General features: G+C 63.7%; 4 protein-coding genes. 2 read left to right on the top strand and 2 right to left on the bottom strand.

The window, feature by feature from the left end:
- The first annotated feature begins 172 nt into the window (after positions 1–172).
- Complete coding sequence (locus KBB96_RS07100; protein ID WP_211633911.1) at positions 173–10,561, top strand: putative Ig domain-containing protein; 10,389 nt, start codon at positions 173–175, stop codon at positions 10,559–10,561.
- A 543-nt stretch (positions 10,562–11,104) separates the two neighbouring features.
- Here the strand turns inward: KBB96_RS07100 and KBB96_RS07095 are convergent.
- Together KBB96_RS07095 and KBB96_RS07090 are read right to left on the bottom strand one after the other, a co-directional pair.
- Positions 11,105–12,178 carry a substrate-binding domain-containing protein gene (locus tag KBB96_RS07095; protein ID WP_211633910.1) on the bottom strand — a complete coding sequence of 358 codons (1,074 nt, stop codon included), beginning with the start codon at positions 12,176–12,178 and terminating at the stop codon, positions 11,105–11,107.
- A gap of 444 nt (positions 12,179–12,622) precedes the next feature.
- Positions 12,623–12,949, bottom strand: a complete 327-nt coding sequence (locus KBB96_RS07090) for a hypothetical protein (RefSeq protein WP_211633909.1) — start codon at positions 12,947–12,949, stop codon at positions 12,623–12,625.
- Positions 12,950–13,375: 426 nt separating this feature from the next.
- Between KBB96_RS07090 and KBB96_RS07085 the strand changes: the two genes are divergently transcribed.
- Positions 13,376–22,153 (top strand): putative Ig domain-containing protein, encoded by an 8,778-nt coding sequence (locus KBB96_RS07085; RefSeq protein WP_211633907.1) that lies wholly within the window; start codon positions 13,376–13,378, stop codon positions 22,151–22,153.
- The last annotated feature ends 171 nt before the right edge of the window (positions 22,154–22,324 follow it).

Here is a 22,324-nt window from a genome sequence, read left to right as displayed (position 1 = left end):
GCTGATCCGCTTTGTTCGTTCATCTATTCCCTTGCAAAAACCCATGAAATCCCGCCGATCTTCCATAGTCTGTCTTGGCGTGCTCTTGGTCGCCGGTACGGCCGTCATTCTGAGGCTATATCCCAACGCTAAGTCGACACCCTCCACCGCGAAGTCCCATGCCCGGGGCGGAGTGGAAGCCGTTCATCCCGCCCCCGGCCAGCCAGGTAGTCCGCAAGCTCCAGCCACCGATGCCGGGGATGCGGCAGCCGCGGCGAATGCCCCGGCCGCGAACGGCCAGGGGGACTTCGGAACCTGGGCCTATGAAAAGCCGCGTGAGCCGGACTTCGCCAAGCTCGATGCCTTCGACGGCTGGATGGCCCAGTGGAAGAACGCCACGCCGGAAGAGCGGAAGGCGTTGGCCAAGGAGGGCGCGCGTCTCGCAGGCGACCGCCGTCCGGAATACCGCGCGCTGATTTCCTTCGATCCCCGCCAGGCGGTGGACCGCGCGGTGACACGCGTGCAGCGGCAGGATCTGCCTGCCGAGATCACCAGCCAGCTGGAGACTCCGGTGTCTGCGGTCGGAGCTTACAATGTTCTCATGGGGCGGCCCGCACCTGGGCTCGAGGTTCCGGGCGAGGCATTGACGATGCGCTCCTTTGTGACGGGAGGCGTGAGCTACAAGGCCCACGTTCCTGCCGAGTTGCAGAGTGTCTTGTCGATCCCGAGCACACCGCTGCAGGGCTATGCGGATGGGGGCGATTTCGCGGTGGCTTCGAATGCGGTCCGTCCGCTGGACGTCGGCGAAAAGATTCCCGCAGGGACCACGGTGCAGACCACCTGTCCGGTGTCCGGGAAGACGACGGAATCGGTCTCCGCCGGTGAGACGGTGACCCAGGACACGCCGACGGTGCAGATCGGTGAAACGATCATCTCGCTCTGTGAGGGCGGGCACGTGGCGGTGCTGCAGGACGACTACCGCACCTATGCCCAGGCCAGCGGTTCCGGTGGCGGCGGGTTCTTCATGGACAATTTCCCGGGGACGGCATCGCGCTCGATCGGTGCCTTCAAGTGCCTCTACATCCGCGTGCTCTACCAGGATCAGACCTCCGCGCCGAACACCGAGGAGAGCGCTTACAACGACATGCGCAACAACGCGCGCTACTACATCGAGGCTTCTTACGGCAAGATGACCCAGACCACGACGTTCTCGCCGCTGGTCACCCTGCCGCACACGCAGAAGTGGTACATCGACAAGGAAAACGATGGCTACCAGGTGGGCTTGAACCTCGTGCACAGCGATTCCCGCGCCGCGGCGAAGGCGCTTGGCTACGATTCCAGCCAGTTCGACTGCACGATTGTCCGTGTCAACGGCGGCCCTCTCCTGAGTGGATCTTCCTGGGGCGGTGGCAGCAGCGTGTGGGTGACGTGGGACGGCATGGACGTGCTCAACCACGAATGCGGCCACTCGCTCGGCCTCAACCACGCGAACTATTGGAACACCAGCGATGGCACCGCCTACGGCACCGGCGCGAGCCAGAATTACGGCAACGGCTACGACGTGATGGGCGGTGCCTACGGCTTCAGCGGCCATTACAACACCATCAGCAAGCGCCGGCTCAGCTGGATCCAGCCGAACTACTACCATGCTCCGAAGGGCAACGGCCTCTACCGCATCTATGCCTACGACCAGCCGCAACTGGAGGAAGGCAAGCGTTACGCCATCAACGTCCCGAAGGACAGCATCCGCAGCTACAACATTGAGTATCATCCGGCCCGCGGCGGACTGCTCGCGGACCAGGCGCTGGTGATCTACGACGGCATGGGGGGCACCAACGCCGGCCATTTGCTCGACACCACTCCCGGAACCCCGGGCGGCAAGGGCGATGCGGGCATCGGGGAAGGGCGCACGTATTCGGACTGGGAGTCCGACCAGCACTTCACGGTGGTGGCGAAGAACGCGACCACGCCGGTCTCGCTGGATGTCGTCTACAACCGCGGACCGTTCCCGGGCAATGTCGCTCCGACCGCGACGCTCGGCGCCTCTGCTACGACGATCTCCACAGGTGGCAGCGTGACCTTCACCGCCACCGCATCCGATGCCAATGGCGATCCGCTCGCCTACTACTGGCAGTTCGATGACGGCACCTATGGCACGAACAACGCGGTGTTCACCCGCACATTCAACACGGCGGCGCAGGTGAATGCGATGCTCACCGTTTCCGACATGAAGGGTGGCACGGTCCGCCGTTCGGTGGTGATCAATGTCGGCTCGCACGGCAAGCAGCAGATCACCGGCACGGTGACGGACGGCACCAACCCGCTCGCGGGCGTGATGATCGGCAATGGCAGCAAGTATGCCTTCACCAATGCGGACGGCACCTATTCGCTGCCGGGGCTTTCGACCGGCTCCACCACGCTGACGGCCTCGCTGCCCGGCTACACCTTCACGCCTTCCACGGCCAATCCCTACACGGTGGTCGCCGGAACGAACACGGTGAACTGGACGAGCGCCGTGCCGACCCTGGTGACTTTGACGAAAACCGCGGATCCGACCGAAGGCGGCTCCAATGGCAACTTCCGCCTGACCCGCGCCGGGGACACCTCCGCGGATCTCGTCGTGCTGGTTTCGCCTGTTGGCGGCACCGCCACGATGACCACGGACTACACCTTCACGCCCGCCTACGTGGCGTCCGGTTCCTACAAGTCCTTCACGATCCCCGCGGGCTCGGCCACGCTCGATGTGGTGGTGGCTGCGGTGAACGACACCGCCGCGGAAGGACCGGAAACCATCACTCTGCAGCTCGCTTCGTCCGCCGGCTATGTCTCCGGCAGCTCGAACTCGGTGGTGATGACGGTCAATGACAACGACACCACGCTGCCGCTGGTGGCCGTGACCGCTCCCGATCCGTATGCCACGGAAGCTCCCTCCAGCACCGATACCGGCAAGTTCACGTTCACCCGCACCGGCTCGACCGCCGCGGCGCTGAACCTGACCGTCGCCTGGAGCGGAGCCGCCACCAATGGCACCGACTACACCACGCTGCCGACCACGGTGACGATCCCCGTAGGACAAAGCTCGGTGGACGTGATCGTCTCGCCGACCGACGACAGCGCGATCGAAGTGCCGGAGGATGTGGTCGCGACCATCTCCACCAATGCCGCGTATCTGCGCGATGCCGGCGCCACCACCGCCAGCGTCATCATCACCGATGACGACACGCCGGTGGTGACGGTGAGCGTGCCCGATCCGAACGCCTCGGAAAGCGGCCCGGACACCGGCACCTTCCTTGTCACCCGCACCGGTAGCACCGCCGCTCCGCTCACCGTTTACTACGGTCTGACCGGCACCGCGTCCTACGGCACCGACTACGCCGCCCTCACCGGACAGGTGACGATCGCGGCGGGTGCCACCAGCGCCCCGGTGGTGATCACGCCGTATGACGACGACATCAGCGAGCCCGCCGAGACCGTGGTGCTTTCGCTGAGCACCTTCAACAATGCCTACAGCATCGGCTCCGCCTACCAGGGCACGGTCACCCTCACGGACAACAACGATCCGGTGCTGGTCACCGTCCGTGCGGGATCAATCGGCACGGAAGGCGGATCGAACGCCACGCTCATCTTCCACACCATCGGCACCGGCAACGGCAATCTCACGGTGAACTACACCGTCGGCGGCACCGCCACCGCGGGCAGTGACTACACCGCGCTTTCGGGCACCGTCAGTGTTCCGGTGAACGGCTCCAACGACACGACGGTCATCATCCCGGTCCTCAACGACACGACCGTCGAGCCGACCGAGACGGTGGTGGTCACGATCACCCCGGGCACCGGCTACAAGGTTTACAACGATCCCTCGGCCACCGCGCTGATCCGCGACAATGACAGCGGTGGCGAGCGGGTGGTGGTGTCGACCACCAACCAGACGCCTTCGGAAGCTGGTCCGACGGCGGCGAACTTCTACTTCTCCCGCGCGGTGGGCACCACGGGCGACCTGACGGTGAACTATACGGTTTCCGGCACGGCGACCAATGGCACCGACTACGCGAACCTGAGTGGCACGGTCGTCATTCCGGACGGAGCGGCGGTCGCGACCGTCGCGGTGACGTCTGTGGACGACGCCTTGGTGGAGGGTTCCGAGACGGTGACCGTCACCGTGGTTGCGGGCACCGGCTATAGCCCGGATTTTCCCGCCTCCGCAACCTACCAGATCACCGACAACGATGTCGCCCCGGTCACGGTCGGTTTTCAGCAGGCGGCCATCGCTCTCAGCGAGCAGCCGGGCGCGCTGGGTGAGTATCGCGACCTGCCGGTTGTGCTCTCCGCCGCCTCCGCCTCCACCGTCACCGTCAACTGCATCTCCAGCGGTGGCAGCGCGATGGGCGACGATGTCGACTGGGCCTTCGTCGATGCGGCCAATGGCAACGCGGTCATTCCATACGCCACGTTGACCTTCCCGCCGGGAACAACGACGAAGAATCTCCGCATCCGGGTGAAGAACGACGGCTATATCGAAGGCATGGAGACCGCCGTGCTCCAGTTGATCAATCCGGTCAACGCGAGCTTCACCACTGGCCGCATCACTGAGTCTCTCGCGATCTTCGACGATGTCATCTCGGGTCTTGTCACCGAGGAGCGCTGGAACAACACCGCCGTCTATACCAATAACACCTGGAATACGGTCAACGCCGACTACACCGGCTTCCTCACCTCGTTCACTCCGGCCCAGGACGTCGCCGACAACTATTCGCGGCGCTTGGTCGGTGCGATCACCGCTCCCACCACCGGTACGTATAATTTCTGGATCGCTTCCGATGACGCCTCCCGCCTCTACCTGAGCACGGACGCCACCGCCGCGAACAAGGTGCAGATCGCCACCGTGTCCGGCTACACGGCATTCCAGAACTGGGATGCCAACGCCTCGCAGAAATCGGCGAACATCACGCTGACGGCAGGCCAGACCTACTACATGGAGGTCCAGCACCAGGAGGGTGGGGGGGGCGACCATGTCTCCGTCGCCTGGCAGGGCCCGGGTTTCACCCGCACGCCGATCAGCTACTTGCCTACCGATACCGCTCCGCGCACGGTGCGCATGCTGAGTGCTTCGAGCACCCGCCTGGAAACCGACGGCTCCGAGCCGATGCTCCAGGTGCTGCTCGATCGTCCGGCGGGTTCCACCCCGATCACGGTGAACTACACCTCCACCGGCACGGCGACCAATGGCAGCGACTACTCGCTGGCCAATGGCACGCTGACCTTCAACAGCGGCGAGCAGATGAAGTCACTGCCGCTGAGCCTCCTCACCGATGCGATCGGCGAAGCTCCGGAAGGCATCGTGGTATCGCTGTCGAGCCCCTCGGGTGCCTCGCTGACCGCTCCGTCCTCGATGACCGTCACGCTTCTCGATGCGAGCGCACCGGTGGTAGCCACAAACCAGGTGAATGCGACCTCCGCGATGAGCGTTGGCACGGTGCTCGGAACGGCCACAGCCACCCCGGCCTCCGGCCGCACCATCACCGGTTGGGCGATCGTCGCAGGTGATGAAGGCGGCTTGTTCGCCATCAATGCCAGCGGCCAGGTCACGCTGGTCACTCCCGGTTCGCTGCCGAATCCCGGCGTGCGTCACCTCGTCGTCCGTGCGATCGACAGCGCGGGTGCCACAGGCGACGGCTCGTTCAAGGTGGTGTGCAATCCGCCTGCGGTGGCGGGTGTGAGTGAGAAGCGCTTCGCCGGTGCCACGGCCTACAACACCAACACCTGGACCGGCACGACCAACTACACCGGTTCGCTCGCGACGTTCACCACGCCGCAGGATGTGGCGGACAGCTACTCGCGCCAGCTCACCGGTTACATCCAGGTGCCCACGACCGGCGACTATACGTTCTGGATCGCTTCGGACGATGCCTCGCGCCTCTACCTGAGCACGGACGAGACCGCGGCGAACAAGTCGCAGATCGCGACCGTCAGCGGCTACACCGGCTTCCAGTCATGGGATTCGCAGTCTTCGCAGAAGTCGGCGACCTTCACGCTGACCGCCGGCAAGGTGTATTACATGGAGGTCCAGCACAACGAAGGCGGTGGCGGTGACCACGCTTCGGTGGCCTGGCAGGGTCCCGGTATCAGCCGCGCGGCCATTCCGGCCACGGCTATCTTCCCGCAGTTCCTCGCTCCCGCGGTGCCTCCGTGCATCAATGTGGGCGCGCCGGTGGCGGGTAGCAACCTCACCTCCGGATCGAACGTGACCGTGTCCGCGAACGTGGTGGCGACCGATCTGGCCGTGACTTCCGTCGAGTTCTACGTGGACGGCTCGCTGATCGGTTCCGACAGCAGCGCCCCGCACTCGATCACCTGGACGAACAACGTTACGGTGGGCAGCCACAACTTCACCGCGAAGGCGATCTACAGCGGTGGTACGGTGACTTCCGTCACATCGTCGTTCACGGTGCCGAACGCGGCTCCGACCTTCACGGCGAATCCGATCAATGGCAGCAATGCCACCGAGGATGCGGCCTACTCCGGCTCCATCGCCTCCTACGGTTCCGACATCAACCCGGGCGACACACTCACCTACTCGAAGGTGTCCGGTCCGTCCTGGCTGAGCGTGGCCTCCAATGGCGCGCTCTCCGGCACGCCGCTCGATGGTGACGTGGGTGCAAATGCCTTTACCGTAAAGGTGACGGATGCCGCGGGTGCGAACGCCACCACGGCGTTGAACATCACGGTGACTAACACGAACGACGCCCCGGCCTTCACCGCGAATCCGATCACAGGTGCCGGTGCCACCGAGGACAGCGCCTACTCCGGCTCCATCGCCAGCTATGGCGCGGATGTCGACGTGGGGGACACGATCACCTATTCGAAGGTGTCCGGCCCGTCCTGGCTGGTGGTTGCTTCCAACGGCGCACTGTCTGGCACGCCTCTGAATGGTGACGTCGGTGCGAACGCTTTCACCGTGAAGGTGACCGATGTCGCGGGTGCCGATGCCACCACGACGCTGAATATCACGGTGGCCAACACCAACGATGCTCCGACGTTCACTGCGAACCCGATCACGGGTGCCGGTGCTGCCGAAGACAGCGCGTATTCCGGTTCCCTCGCCTCGTATGGCGCGGATGTCGATGTGGGTGACACGATCACCTATTCGAAAGTTTCCGGCCCCTCCTGGCTCTCGGTCGCGTCCAATGGTGCGCTCTCCGGCACACCGCTCAATGCCAACGTTGGTGCGAATGCCTTCACCGTGAAGGTGACCGATGCCGCGGGTGCGAACAGCACTGCGACGCTGAACATCACGGTGACCAACACCAATGACGCACCGACGTTCACGGCGAACCCGATCACGGGTGCCGGTGCCACGGAAGACAGTGCGTATTCCGGCTCCATCGCCAGCTACGGCGCGGACGTCGACGTGGGTGACTCGCTGACCTACTCGAAGGTGTCCGGTCCATCCTGGCTGGTGGTTGCTTCCAACGGTGCACTCTCCGGCACACCGCTGAATGCTGATGTCGGGGCGAATGCGTTCACCGTGAAGGTGACCGATGCCGCGGGTGCGAATGCCACCACGACGCTGAACATCACGGTGGCCAACACCAACGACGCTCCGACGTTTACCGCGAATCCGATCACGGGTGCCGGTGCCACGGAAGACAGCGCGTATTCCGGCTCCATCGCCAGCTATGGCGCGGATGTCGACGTGGGTGACACGATCACCTATTCGAAGGTGAGCGGCCCGTCCTGGCTGGTGGTTGCTTCCAACGGTGCGCTGTCCGGCACGCCGGACAACAGCAACGTCGGTGCGAACGCCTTCACCGTGAAGGTGACCGATGCCGCGGGCGCGAATGCCACCACGACGCTGAACATCACGGTGGCCAACACCAACGATGCTCCGACGTTCACGGCGAACCCGATCACGGGTGCCGGTGCTGCCGAAGACAGCGCCTACTCCGACTCCATCGCCAGCTATGGCGAGGATGTCGATGTGGATGACACGCTGACTTACTCGAAGGTGAGCGGCCCGGCCTGGCTGGTGGTTACCTCCGACGGTGCTCTGTCTGGAACGCCGCTCAACGGTGACGTGGGGACGAATGTCTTCACCGTGAAGGTGACGGATGCGGCGGGCGCGAATGCCACCACGGCATTGAACATCACGGTGGCTAACACCAACGACGCGCCGACCTTCGCCACCACCCTCACGGCGGCGGACGCCACCTCCGGCATGCCCTACACCGGCAGCAGCATCTCCGGCTCCGCCAGTGATGTGGATGCGGGTGACACGCTCACCTACTCGAAGGTGTCCGGCCCGTCCTGGCTGGTCATCGCTTCCAACGGCACGCTTTCCGGCACGCCGGGACTCGCCGATGGCGGCAGCGCCAATGTCTTCACGGTGCGCGCCACCGATGGAGCGGGGGCCTATGCCGAAACCACGCTGACGATCAATGTGATCATCCCCGACCTCGCCGCCGATCCGGATGGCGACGGCTCGCCGACCGGCCTGGAGTTCACCGTGGGCACCGCGCCATTCGACGTGGCGTCCGTCCCGGGCTCGATCTACACCAACCTCCGCGGCTGGTGGAAGCTCGACGAAACCTCCGGCACCAACGCCGATGACGCCACCGGCCGCGTGCAGGACGGCACCATCGCGGGCAGCCCGGCTTCCACGACAGGTATCGTAGGAAACGCGCTGAACCTCGACGGCACCGATGACGGCATCACGCTGGGTGCGGCTCCATCGCTCTCCGGCACCGGTGACTTCACCGTCGGAGCCTGGGTGAAGATCGCTCCGGGTTCCGGCACGGGCGTGATCATCCAGCAGCGCGACGCGACGGGCTCCGGCTACAACGGCGAATACGGACTCCAGGTGTTGTCCAACGGCACCGTCGAGTTCTACATCTACAACAACGGCTACCAGTTCGACATCGTCACGCCGGCCACTTACGGCCTGGTGAACGACAACCAGTGGCACCACGTCGCGGCCACCCGCAGCGGCACCACCGGCACCGTTTATGTGGACGGCAATCCGCTGGCCACCGCCTCCGGCACCGCCAAGAGCCTGGTGTCCACCATCACGATGTCGATCGGCTGGGACCAGCGTGACAACAACCGTCGCTTCAAGGGCCTGCTCGATGAAGTCCGCCTCTACACCCGCGCGCTGAGCGCCAGTGAACTCAACGGCCTCCATGACGGTCTGATCGCGAACCGCGCCCCGGCCTTCACCGCCAGTTCGTTCACGATGGGCAATGCCACGGTGGGCAGCGCCTACTCCGGCAGCCTGGTGGGCCGTGCGACCGATGCGGATACCGACGTGCTGACCTTCGCCAAGGTGTCCGGTCCGTCCTGGCTGACGATCGCCTCGAATGGCGCGCTGTCCGGCACTCCGGCAGCGGGCGACGCGGGCACCGGCAGCTACTCGGTGAGCGTCACCGATCCGGATGGCCAGAGCGCCACGGCGACGATGAACATCACGGTCTATGGCGCTCTGCCGTCCGGTTGGACGGCGGGTGACATCGGCAGCACCGGAGTGGCTGGTTCCAGCGGCTACACCTCGGGCACCGGCCTCTACACGATCAGTGGAGCAGGCGCGGACATCTGGGGCACGGCTGATGCGTTCCAATACGCCTCCACCGCGATGACCGGTGACGGCGAGATCCGCGCCCGCGTGACCTCGCAGACCAATACCGCGGGCTGGGCGAAGGCCGGTGTCATGATGCGTGACACCACCGCCGCCGGTTCCGCCCACGCGATGATGGTGGTGACTCCATCCAACGGCTTCGCCAACCAGTATCGCGCGACGACCGGTGCGAGCAGCACCCACATCGCCGGACCGGCGCTCAACGCCTACCCGAACAACTGGGTGCGCGTGACACGCTGCGGTTCCCTGTTCACCACCTACGTGTCTTCCAACGGCACGACGTGGACGCAGGTCGGCCAGGAAACGGTGACCATGGGCACGACGATCCGCGTGGGACTGGCGGTGGACGCTTCCTCCACCACCACGGCCAGCACGGCGACGTTCGACAACGTGACGGTGACTCCGTATCCCTCGCCGTGGGTGACCGGTGACATCGGCACCACCGGCGTGGCGGGACGCTCCGAGTTCTTCAACAACGTCCATACGCTGAACGGCGCGGGCGTGGTGGGAGGAACGGCGGACGGCTTCCGCTACACCTATCAGGCGCTGACCGCGGATGGGGACATCACGGTGCGCATCCCGACGTTCGCCAACACCGGCACCAGCTCGCGGATCGGGGTGATGATCCGTGACACGCTGGCCGTCGATGCGCGCCATGTGTTCCTCGGCACGGACGGTTCGGGTGCCTTCACCTGGACCCGCCGGACGGCGACGGCGGGCAGCACGACGACGTCGAACAGCGGCACGGCCACGGCTCCGAACGTATGGGTGCGCCTGATACGGGTGGGCAATGACATCACGGCCTACAGCAGCACCAACGGCACGAGCTGGACGAATGTGGGCACGGTGACGGTGACGATGGCGGGCAACTGCTACATCGGCCTGGCCGTGGGCAGCGGCAACACCACCGGGCTGAACGCTTCGACATTCGACAACCTCACGGTGACTCCGTAACGACGGTTGAGTTGAGTGAAATCCAGGCGGGACGCGGCTTCGGGGATCGGACAATCTCCGAAGCTGCATTCTGCGGATGGGGATCAGGAACCCTCCGACTCCAATCAACTGTTGATCACGAGAGGCGGCATATTGCAGCAACTATGATAAACATGGATAGCGCACCGGTATGAGGTGGGAGAGATTCAGACCCCGGTTCTCCCGCACCCAACCCTGAAGCTTGGGTACCGCGTAGCCGCCATCTGCCCAAATGAGGCGCAGGTCATCCAGCGGTTCGTCGATCTGGTTCAAAGCCCAAGTTGCGGCGGCTGTATCTTGGTTTCCCATTGAGGAGTCACCTAGATATTGAGCGCGGTGGTGCTCCCACTGGCGGTCACCAGGTCGAGGTAGCAGTTGCTCGCCACCGTCATCATCACCGTGCTGCCTGCCATCGCCGTGCGATGGGGCCAGTTGTCCGGTACCAGTGGGATCTGAAAGCGACCTCATCGCTCCGCTGCGGTTGGAGCGTGCGGTGCGAAATGCGAAATCAGGCGATACCGATGCTTACTTCCTCGGAGGGCTTCCGACCGAATCGGCTTCGATGAACGTCTGCTTCACCGGGCGGAACGTTCGATCGTTTTTCCCCCGGGCCACTTCGTTCACCCAGCGCGAGACATGGTGTGCCTGTTCCATATGGTCCCTGTGGAGATGCCCGATCCGCGGTTGATACCAAGCGACGCTGGGATCGTTCGTGAGGCTGACCAGTGAAATATGCTGGGGCACCCGCAGGTTCGAGGCGGCTAGAAACGAGATCACGCCTGCCAGCCAGTTCGAGTTTTGAACAAGCAACGCCGTCGGGGGTGTCATGTGGAAGGCGTTCGCAAGCAGTGCCTGTAAGCCCTCCGGCGTTTCGTCCCATTCCGGCACGTGGTAGTTGCTCATGGGCACTCCGCAGGCGGCCAGTTCTTCCCGGATGAGCGGGATCACAGTGGAGTGACGGATCAAGTCGGTGGCGATCATGACGATCCGGCGGTGGCCGAGGTCGATCAGACGTCGATAGATGGGGCCCAACCCTTCGAGCAAGAGGCTCCCCGTCCCAGCTATCCGGATATGCAGGCTGCCACCGCCAAAGGCAATGGCCGGGGTCGTTTGGTCAGCGAACCATTGGAGAACATCCACAGGCGCGCCCACCACCACCCAGGCGTCCGCCGACTGGGTGGACACATAACGTTTTATCCGGTTGGGATCGAGTTTCAAATCCCGCAGGGTCTTGAGGGCGAAGCGGCAGGTATGGCCGTCGGTCTCAATCAAGGCCTGCATCTTGAGATAGGCTTCACGTAGCAGGTTGTTCTCATCCTCCATGGGCATGGCCAGCAGGGTCATGACCCGAAGGCTTCGCCGCTGGGTGGGGTCTGCCTTCACCACTGCCTCGCGCCGCTTCCCGTCGCCTCCCGGTACGATCCAGCCCTCTTGTTCCAGCCGCAACACTGCTGCGCGCATGATGTCGTGGGAAACCCCGCATTGGGTTGCCATCGCTTGAATCCCTGGAAGCTTGCCGGCCCATTTGCCCGCGCGCAGTTGCTCGCGCAAGAACTCAACCGTCTGGCCGGCTAGTCCGATCTTTTGGATCCGCTTCACCCTTGGATCATTGCTCCGTCCACGGAGACGGTGGCAAGCTGGATTTTCCAATGAGGAGGGTGGCCCGTTGTGTAGCGGTAGATCTCTCGAATTTTCCGAGTGGTTCGCACGGCGAAGCCGCTTGTCCGGATATGGGCGTTCCGTCTGTGTGATCGCAAATACACCCGGGCCTTGGTGGGCCCGGCATCTGATACGCTGTCCGCATCGAATCCACCCCATGCTTACAACCGTTACTCCAGCTTGGTCGTCGTGCTCGCGCCAATCAGGGATTGCATCGGCGATCCATCCCATTCGGGAAACGGCATCGGCTTCATTCCATTCATTAACCTGCGGCTTGGGTTCCGAAACCGACACTCCTGTCACTCAAACCGAGATGATTTCCGATCCACTTCCTTCCCATGGTATTCCAATCGCGAGGCGTTCTCCACGGTGTGGAGATGCCTCTCATTCGCCGTCTTGACCGCCCTTTCGGGGCAATCGGGAGTGGTGATTCATGAAGCCGGTCCCGGCGATCCCAATCTTCAAAAGATGCCCTCCAAAGGAAAAGGCCGGGGTTGCTTGATCGGCGAACCACTGGAGAATGTCCATCCCGGCCCCCAACACCACCCAGGCGTCGGCCGCTTGGGTGGCGACGTACCGTTTCACCTTGTTGAGGTCGTGTTTCAGATCCCGCAGGCTTTTGGGGGCGAAGCGGAAGGAATGGCCGCCGGACTCGATCAAAGCCTGCATCGTTTGGAAAACATCGCGCATCTGACTGTCCTCGTCCTTCATCGGCAAGGCTAACAGGATCACCACCCGCAGCGTCCGTCGGCTGGCACGAGGCGTCACCGCCGCCACCTGGCACGATCCAGCCCTCGTTTTCCAGCCGCAGCACCGCAGCCCGCATGACATCGTGGGATACGCCGCACTCGGCGGCCATCGCGTGAATCCCCGGAAACTTGCCGGCCCACTTGCCCGCGCAGGAATTCCACGGTCTGAGCCGTCAATCCAAGCCGTTCCACGCGCTTCACCACGCTAGCATGCGGCCGACTTCCGCCCGGAGAAAAGCGGATTCTCAGCCTTCCGTCACCCGTCCAACCCATCGAAAATCTCGACGGGTTGTTTTGACAGAACCTCTTCCCTTGCCCCCGGCCTTCGTAAAACCTTGAGTATCCGCCCTTTTTCCAGGGCTGTCGGACTCGCAACCGCCAAAAACCCATGAAACCCACCACAGAAACCTCGCACACGATTCCCGTCGTGCTTCGTCGGGCCGCGCTGCTGCTTCTCGGCGTCACCGGGTTGCACGCGGCTCCTTTGCCGAACGACCTGAAGCTGACGATCACTGCGGATGGCGGCACGCAGACCTTGAACCTGCACAAGCGCACCGCGAGAACGGCGGATGCAGTCATTTACAAATGGAGCTCCGCCGGAGGCTACGAGGTGATCACCCCGGAAGCGCGCACTTACCGCGGCACCGTTACGGAAAACCCGAATGCCATCGTGCTCGCGTCGATCGACGGCAATAACAAGCTCAGGGTCCGCTGCATCGACATGGCGTGGGGTCACAACTTCCGCTGGCAAGTCGACGGGATGGATGTCTCCAGCCAACTGGCGACCCCTGACACCAATCCCGCGCCGATGCCGGCGCAGACAGTGGCACAACCGATCAATGGTTCGACCGGGCCCGCAAAAATCGGCCCGAAGGTGCCGACCGGCACCGCTGCGAACGGGGTGCCCTATGGCTCGATCGTGGAATTCGAACTCGGGATGGATATGACCGTCGCGGCATACAACGGCGCCGGAGGGACCATCGACAACGTGCTCGCCAAGTATGAACTCGATGCTCTGGTCTTCGAGATGATGATGATCCGCGACGTGTTCGTCCGCGTGGTGACTCCGACCATCGTCGTCCGCACGGAGAACTTCTATCCCGCCGATCCCGGGACGCCGGGCCTGGGTGACTATGCCAACACATGGAAATCCGCGCCGCTGGCGACGGCCCGCTGGGATACCGTCTGGGGTTCGCAAGGCATCTCCGCGAACGGTGGGGTTGGCAAAAGTCAAGCCGGCGCCGCTGGCGGTGCGCTCTACCATGAAACCACCCATCAATGGGGAGCCTCCCATCTGGTTTACCAGTGCGACACCATGGGGGGCAACAAGCCTTCGCTCGGACCGATCACCACCGATAAAATGCTCGTAAACGGGCGGAAATCTGCCATCGACCGTGGTGATTTGCCGGTCGCCGCGCCCTACACGGATCCGGTGGCTCCCCACACCTATGTGGACGTCGCACGCACGCCGAAGGACACCGCCGTCATGATCGACGTGCTGGCCAATGACCACGACTCCAACGGCGACACGCTCGTGATCGACAGTTGCTCGACGACGACCGTTCCGGGCGGAACGGTGGAGATCGTCGGCAACCAACTGCGCTACACCCCGCCGGCCGGCTACGTGGGCAAGGACATGATTGCCTACACGGTGCGGGACAGTTCGCCCATGGGCTTGAAGACCCGGGATGCCGTCCACGTCGAGGTTGCCAGTCCTGGCCTGATGGTGAGCTATCAGATGGAGGAAACTTCAGGCACCTCGGTTGGCAACGGTGTGCCAGGCGGTGTGCCGGGTGACCTCAATGGCGCGAATTTCGCCACCGACAGGGTGACCTCACCGCTGGGTCACGGGATCCGCGTGAACGGCTTTCCGAATGACGATGACATCGAGAACGCCAACTGGAGCGGCATGCTGGTGGGATCGGGCAGTCTCTCGCCGGTCCCCTTGGTGAATAACCGGCACGCCACGCCATTCGAGCTGGAATTCAATCGTCATGGCGGTCATTACGACATCCTTGATGGCGATTACTCCTTTGCCACCTGGTTCCGCAGCGATAGTTACACGGGCACGGATTTCCCCGGCGGGTTTGACATGGCCTACATCGCCTCGCGCTGGTGGCACCCGGAAACGAGCGTGGGATGGGATATCTACGCGATGAACGGAACCGTCGGCATGCACTACCGCATCTTTGACGGCGCGTCCGGCATCCAGTCATTCAGCGCTCCCTACAACCTGATTCCGGGGCGCTGGTATCACTTCGCCTCGGTGTTTGACCGCGCGGCGAATCAAATCCGGCTCTATGTGAACGGCCAGGTGGTGGCGACAAAGAACAATGCCTTCACCTCCAATGGCATGATTTTCAACGGCCGCGCGCCCTTGGCGCTGGGCTGCTTCAGCAGGGACAAGTATTGCTATGATGACGTGCGGATCTATTCGAAGGCCTTGAACACCTCCGAAGTGCAGGGTCTCGTCGCCCAGGTTGGCGGGAGTGCCCCTGAATTTTTTGAAGAGACGATGCAGTATTCCGTCTTCGCCGGACAGGCATGGAGCCAATCGTTGTGGAACTTGGTTTGGAGTGGTGATGCCGCGTCGCTGAATTTCGAAATCCTTGACGGGCCATCGTGGCTGAGCGTCAACGCCTCGGGGATCCTTTCAGGAACTCCAGGGGCAGGCGATGTGGGGCCGAATACGGTCACCGTGAAAATCAGCAACAACAACGGCGATTCGGACACCGCAACGATCCAAGTCGATGTGCGTGACATCCTGTCCGATACCAAAGCCGAGTGGAAATTGAATGAAGGCAGCGGTTCGACCACCATCGATAGCTCGGGCAACGGCAAAAACGGCACGTTGATGAATGCCGCATCTTGGTCGTCCGGGTTTTCCGGGAACGGCATCACGCTGAATGGAGCCAACCAATCCGTGCAGGTGCCGACGCTGAACTTCAGTTCCAACACCGCGACCATGTCCGCGTGGGTGAAGCGCAACGGCACGCAAGCCGATTGGGCAGGCGTGTTCTTCGAGCGCGGCAACGCGACGGGGTTAAACCTGAAATCGAATGGCGAGCTGCGCTACCACTGGAATGGTGCCGCATCTTCCTACAACTTCGCCAGCGGCCTGGTGATCCCCGACAACACCTGGACCTACTGCGCGGTCGTCGTGGAACCGACCAAGGCCACGTTCTACATGCAGCCTGCGGGCGGGGCGATGCAGAGCGTGGTGAACAGTGTCGCGCACTCCTCGCACACGTTCAACGCGACCGCTTACATTGGCCAGGATTCCCTTGGTGGCCGTTTCTTCAAGGGCAGCCTGGATGAAGTGCGGGTGTATTCACGCGCGCTCACCGCGCAGCAGATTGGCCAGGTGTATGCGTCGGGCGTTTGGTCGCATGCTCCGGTCTTCACCAGCAATCCAATCACCAAGCCGGCAGCCGCGGAGGATAGCGCCTATTCGGCGACCATCGCCGGCAGTGCGACGGATCAGGACGCGGGCGACTCGCTGAGCTACTCGAAGTTTTCCGGTCCTGCCTGGCTCAGCGTGGCGGCCGACGGCACGCTGTCCGGCACGCCAACTGTCAGCGACATTGGCGCGAACACTTTCACCGTGAAAGCCTGGGATGTGGGTGGCGCGATCGCCACTGCCACGCTGAATATCAGCGTGACGAGTGTGAACGACGCCCCCGTATGGACGAGCGCAACGATCACCAAGCCTGACGCCACCCAAGGCAGTGCATACTCGGGCAGTCTTGCGGGCGACGCCAGCGACGAGGAATCGGGCGCCACGCTTTCCTTCAGCAAGGTGAGCGGCCCCGCATGGCTCAGCGTGGGCACCAATGGAGCGCTCTCCGGCACACCGGCAATTTCGGACTTCGGAACCAATTCCTTTGCCGTGCGCGTCACCGACGCGGGCGGGGCCACTGCAGACGCCACGCTTCAAGTGACGGTCAACCTGCCCTCCGGCAATGGCACCTGGACCAATGCGGCGGGCGGTTCCTGGTTCAATGCCGGAAACTGGAGCGGCAGCACCATTGCGAGTGGTGCGGACAAAACGGCAAACTTTAGCACCCTGAACCTCACCGCGAACGCGACGGTGACTTTGGACGGTGGCTGGACCATCGGAAACCTGGTCTTTGGAGACACCACACCGAGCAACAACTGGACGCTTAACGCCGGCAGCGGCGGCTCGCTCACACTCGATGTGACCAGCGGGACGCCGACCATGACGGTGAACAACCAGACGGCTGCGGTGAATGTGGGGCTCGCGGGCACGAAAGGCCTGGCGAAAGCAGGCGCGGGCACACTGTCACTCTCAGGCGTCAGCACCTACACCGGCACGACCAGCATCGCTGCGGGCACACTCGCGCTCTCGGGCGGCACCAACCGCTTGCCGATTGCGACCACCGTCAACTTCTCCGGTAACGGCATCCTGGCACTCGGCGGCACCAGCCAGACCTTGGGCAAACTCACCTTCAGTAACGGCATCACCGGAACGATCAGCGGTGGCAACTTGAGTGACACCAGCGATCTCTATATCGGCGACGCCACCTCCGGCGCGGCTTCAGGAACGCGCAGTTTGAATCTTACCGGGGTCGTCGCCACCGCGCCCAACGTGTATGTCGGCTACGAAAACAACGGAGATGGGCTAACAGGAACCGGAGTGCTCACTCTCAATGGCGGATCGTTGGCGGCAAGCTCGATGAATATGGGCTATGCCTATTACCCAGGCGGAGCCAATGCGCCGGCTGCCAATGGTACGGTCAATCTCACGAATGGCGCGGCTCTGAAAATCGGCACGCTGAATTTGCTCAGCTCGAACTGGAACAGCCAATACACAAGTATGGCCGCAACCGTGAACCTGAACGGTGGCAGCATCCTTTCCGCGCAGAACATCAAAAAGGGATCGATTGCGGGCAGCGGAGCCCAAACCCTGGCCTTCAACTGGAATGACGGCACGATCGCCAACTTTGATGCCAGCACTGACCTGACCATTGCGGCCAATATCCCCATCACCTTGGCGAACACGGGCGCGCACACTTTCAACATCAGTTCCGGCCGCGCGGCCACGGTGAATTCAGTGCTCAGTGGCACTGGCGGCACGTTGACCAAAACTGGCACAGGCACGCTCACCCTTACCGGTGCGAACACCTACACCGGCGCGACCACCGTCACGGGCGGCACGCTTGCCGGCACCGGCAGCCTCGCCAGTCCGACCACCGTCCAAGGCGGTGGCACGCTGGCTCCGGGTGCCAACGGAGTCGGAAACTTCACGGTGAACAACTCTGTCACGCTGGCCGACAGCTCGTCCATCCATTGCGAAATTTCCAACTGGACGGGAACGGCAGGCACGGGTTGGGACAAACTGACGGCCAATTCCCTCAGCATCACCGCGAGCTCGAGCAACCCGGTTGAAATTCGTCTGTCGGAAGTGGCCCTCGCCAACTTCACGGAGGCCAGCACATCGTTCGTCCTCGCGACCACCACCTCCGGCATCACCGGCTTCAGCGCGGACAAATTCATCATCAACACCAGCGGCCTCACCACCCCGCAAGGGACCTGGGCCATCCAGCAGTCGGGCAACAACCTGGTGCTCGCCTACACCCGATATAACACCGTGCCGGCCTTCACCGCCGATCCGATGTCCACGCCCGCCGTCGCCGAAGACGCCGCCTACAGCAGTACCCTCGCCGGCCGCGTCACCGATCCCGACGCCGGCGAATCGCTGAGCTATTCAAAGCTGTCCGGTCCCGCCTGGCTCGCGGTTTCCGCCAACGGCGATCTCACCGGAACTCCCTCCAATAGCGATGTCGGTGCCAACAGCTTCATCGTCCGCGTCACGGACAGCCTGGGAGCCACCGACGACGCCACGCTGAACATCGCGGTGACTAACACGAACGACGCCCCGGCCTTCACCGCGAATCCGATCACAGGTGCCGGTGCCACCGAGGACAGCGCGTATTCCGGTTCCATCGCCAGCTACGGTGCGGATGTCGATGTGGGGGACACGTTGACCTACTCGAAGGTGTCCGGTCCGGCCTGGCTTTCGGTCGCTTCCAACGGCGCTCTGTCCGGAACTCCGGACAACAGCAGCGTTGGCGCGAATGCCTTCACCGTGAAGGTGACCGATGCGGCGGGTGCGAATGCCACCACGGTATTGAACATCACGGTGGCCAACACCAACGATGCTCCGACCTTCACCGCGAACCCGATAGCGGGCAGCGGTGCCACGGAAGACAGCGCGTATTCCGGCTCCCTCGCCTCCTATGGCGCGGATGTCGATGTGGGTGACACGCTGACCTACTCGAAGGTGTCCGGCCCGTCGTGGTTGTCGGTCGCTTCCGACGGTGCGCTCAGTGGCACGCCGCTCAATGGCGACGTGGGGGCGAACAGCTTCACGGTGAAAGTCACCGACGCGGCCGGGCTCAATGCCACCACGACGCTGAACATCACGGTGACTAACACGAACGACGCCCCAGCCTTCACCGCGAATCCGATCACAGGTGCCGGTGCCACGGAAGACAGTGCGTATTCCGGTTCGATCGCCAGCTATGGCGCGGACATCGATGCGGGTGACACCCTCACTTACTCCAAGGTGGGCGGCCCGTCCTGGCTGAGCGTGGCTTCCAACGGTGCTCTGTCCGGCACACCGGACAACAGCAACGTCGGTGCGAACGCCTTCACCGTGAAGGTGACGGATGCGGCGGGCGCGAATGCCACCACGGCATTGAACATCACGGTGGCCAACACCAACGACGCGCCGACCTTCGCCACCACCCTGACCGCTCCGGACGCCACCTCCGGCATGCCCTACACCGGCAGCAGCATTGCGGGCTCGGCCAGCGATGTGGACGCGGGTGACACGCTCGCCTACTCGAAGGTGTCCGGCCCGTCCTGGCTGGTGGTCGCTTCCAACGGCACGCTCACCGGCACGCCGGGACTCGCCGATGGCGGCACCGCCAACGTCTTCACGGTGCGCGCCACCGATGGAACGGGGGCCTATGCCGAAACCACGCTGACCATCAACGTGATCATCCCCGACCTCGCCGCCGATCCGGATGGCGACGGCTCGCCGACCGGCCTGGAGTTCACCGTGGGCACCGCGCCATTCGACGTGGCGTCCGTCCCGGGCTCGATCTACACCAACCTCCGCGGCTGGTGGAAGCTCGACGAAACCTCCGGCACCAACGCCGATGACGCCACCGGCCGCGTGCAGGACGGCACCATCGCGGGCAGTCCGGCTTCCACGACAGGTATCGTAGGAAACGCGCTGAACCTCGACGGCACCGATGACGGCATCACGCTGGGTGCCGCTCCGTCGCTCTCCGGCACCGGTGACTTCACCGTCGGAGCCTGGGTGAAGATCGCTCCGGGTTCCGGCACGGGCGTGATCATCCAGCAGCGCGACGCGACGGGCTCCGGCTACAACGGCGAATACGGACTCCAGGTGTTGTCCAACGGCACCGTCGAGTTCTACATCTACAACAACGGCTACCAGTTCGACATCGTCACGCCGTCCACCTACGGCCTGGTGAACGACAACCAGTGGCACCACGTGGCGGCCACCCGCAGCGGCACCACCGGCACCGTCTATGTGGACGGCAATCCGCTGGCCACCGCCTCCGGCACCGCCAAGAGCCTGGTGTCCACCATCACGATGTCGATCGGCTGGGACCAGCGTGACAACAACCGTCGCTTCAAGGGCCTGCTCGATGAAGTCCGCCTCTACACCCGCGCGCTGAGCGCCAGTGAACTCAACGGCCTCCATGACGGCCTGATCGCCAACCGCGCGCCGGCGTTCACCGCCAGCTCGTTCACGATGGGCAATGCCACGGTGGGCAGCGCCTACTCCGGCAGCCTGGTGGGCAAGGCCACCGATGCGGATACCGACGTGCTGACCTTCGCCAAGGTGTCCGGTCCGTCCTGGCTGACGATCGCCTCGAATGGCACGCTGTCCGGCACTCCGGCAGCGGGCGACGCGGGCGCCGGCAGCTACTCGGTGAGCGTCACCGATCCGGACGGCCAGAGCGCCACGGCGACGATGAACATCACGGTCTATGGGGTTCTGCCGTCCGGTTGGACGGCGGGCGACATCGGCAGCACGGGAATCGCGGGTTCCAGCGGCTACACCTCCGGTACCGGCCTCTACACCATCAGTGGTGCGGGCTCGGACATCTGGGGCACGGCTGATGCGTTCCAATACGCCTCCACCGCGATGACCGGTGACGGCGAGATCCGCGCGCGGGTGACCTCGCAGACCAATACGGGCGGCTGGGCGAAGGCCGGTGTGATGATGCGTGATACGACCGCCGCCGGTTCCGCCCACGCGATGATGGTGGTGACTCCATCCAACGGCTTCGCCAACCAGTATCGCGCGACGACCGGTGCGAGCAGCAGCCACATCGCCGGACCGGCGCTCAACGCCTACCCGAACAACTGGGTGCGGGTGACGCGCTGCGGCTCGCTGTTCACCACCTACGTGTCGTCCAACGGCACGACGTGGACGCAGGTCGGCCAGGAAACGGTGACCATGGGCACGACGATCCGGGTGGGTCTGGCGGTGGACGCCACCTCCACCACCACGGCCAGCACGGCGACGTTCGACAACGTGACGGTGACTCCGTATCCCTCGCCGTGGGTCACGGGGGACATCGGCACCACCGGCGTGGCGGGACGCTCGGAGTTCTTCAACAACGTCCATACGCTGAACGGCGCGGGCGTGGTGGGAGGAACGGCGGACGGCTTCCGCTACACGTATCAGGCGCTGACCGCGGATGGCGACATCACGGTGCGCATCCCGACGTTCGCCAACACCGGCACCAGCTCGCGGATCGGGGTGATGATCCGTGACACGCTGGCCGTCGATGCGCGCCATGTGTTCCTCGGCACGGACGGTTCGGGTGCCTTCACCTGGACCCGCCGGACGGCGACGGCGGGCAGCACGACGACGTCGAACAGCGGCACGGCCACGGCTCCGAACGTATGGGTGCGCCTGATACGGGTGGGCAATGACATCACGGCCTACAGCAGCACGAACGGCACGAGCTGGACGACGGTGGGCACGGTGACGGTGACGATGGCGGGCAACTGCTACATCGGCTTGGCCGTGGGCAGCGGCAACACCACCGGGCTGAATGCCTCGACGTTCGACAACATCACGGTAACTCCGTGACGTTCGGGTGAGTTGAACGAATCCAAGCGGGCGGCAGTATCGGTCGATGAACGACTGGTCTGCCGCCCATCCATAGGTGGGGGCGGAAGTCCGAATATTGTCCATCACGATGTGCACCAACGGGAATGACAGGGAACTGTGGGAGGAATGGGATCCATGGGATCCATGGGA

This window comes from Luteolibacter ambystomatis (assembly GCF_018137965.1).
Lineage (GTDB): Bacteria > Verrucomicrobiota > Verrucomicrobiia > Verrucomicrobiales > Akkermansiaceae > Luteolibacter > Luteolibacter ambystomatis.
Note: the sequence above shows the minus strand (reverse complement) of the source record. Positions and strands in the feature narration are given on the sequence as shown.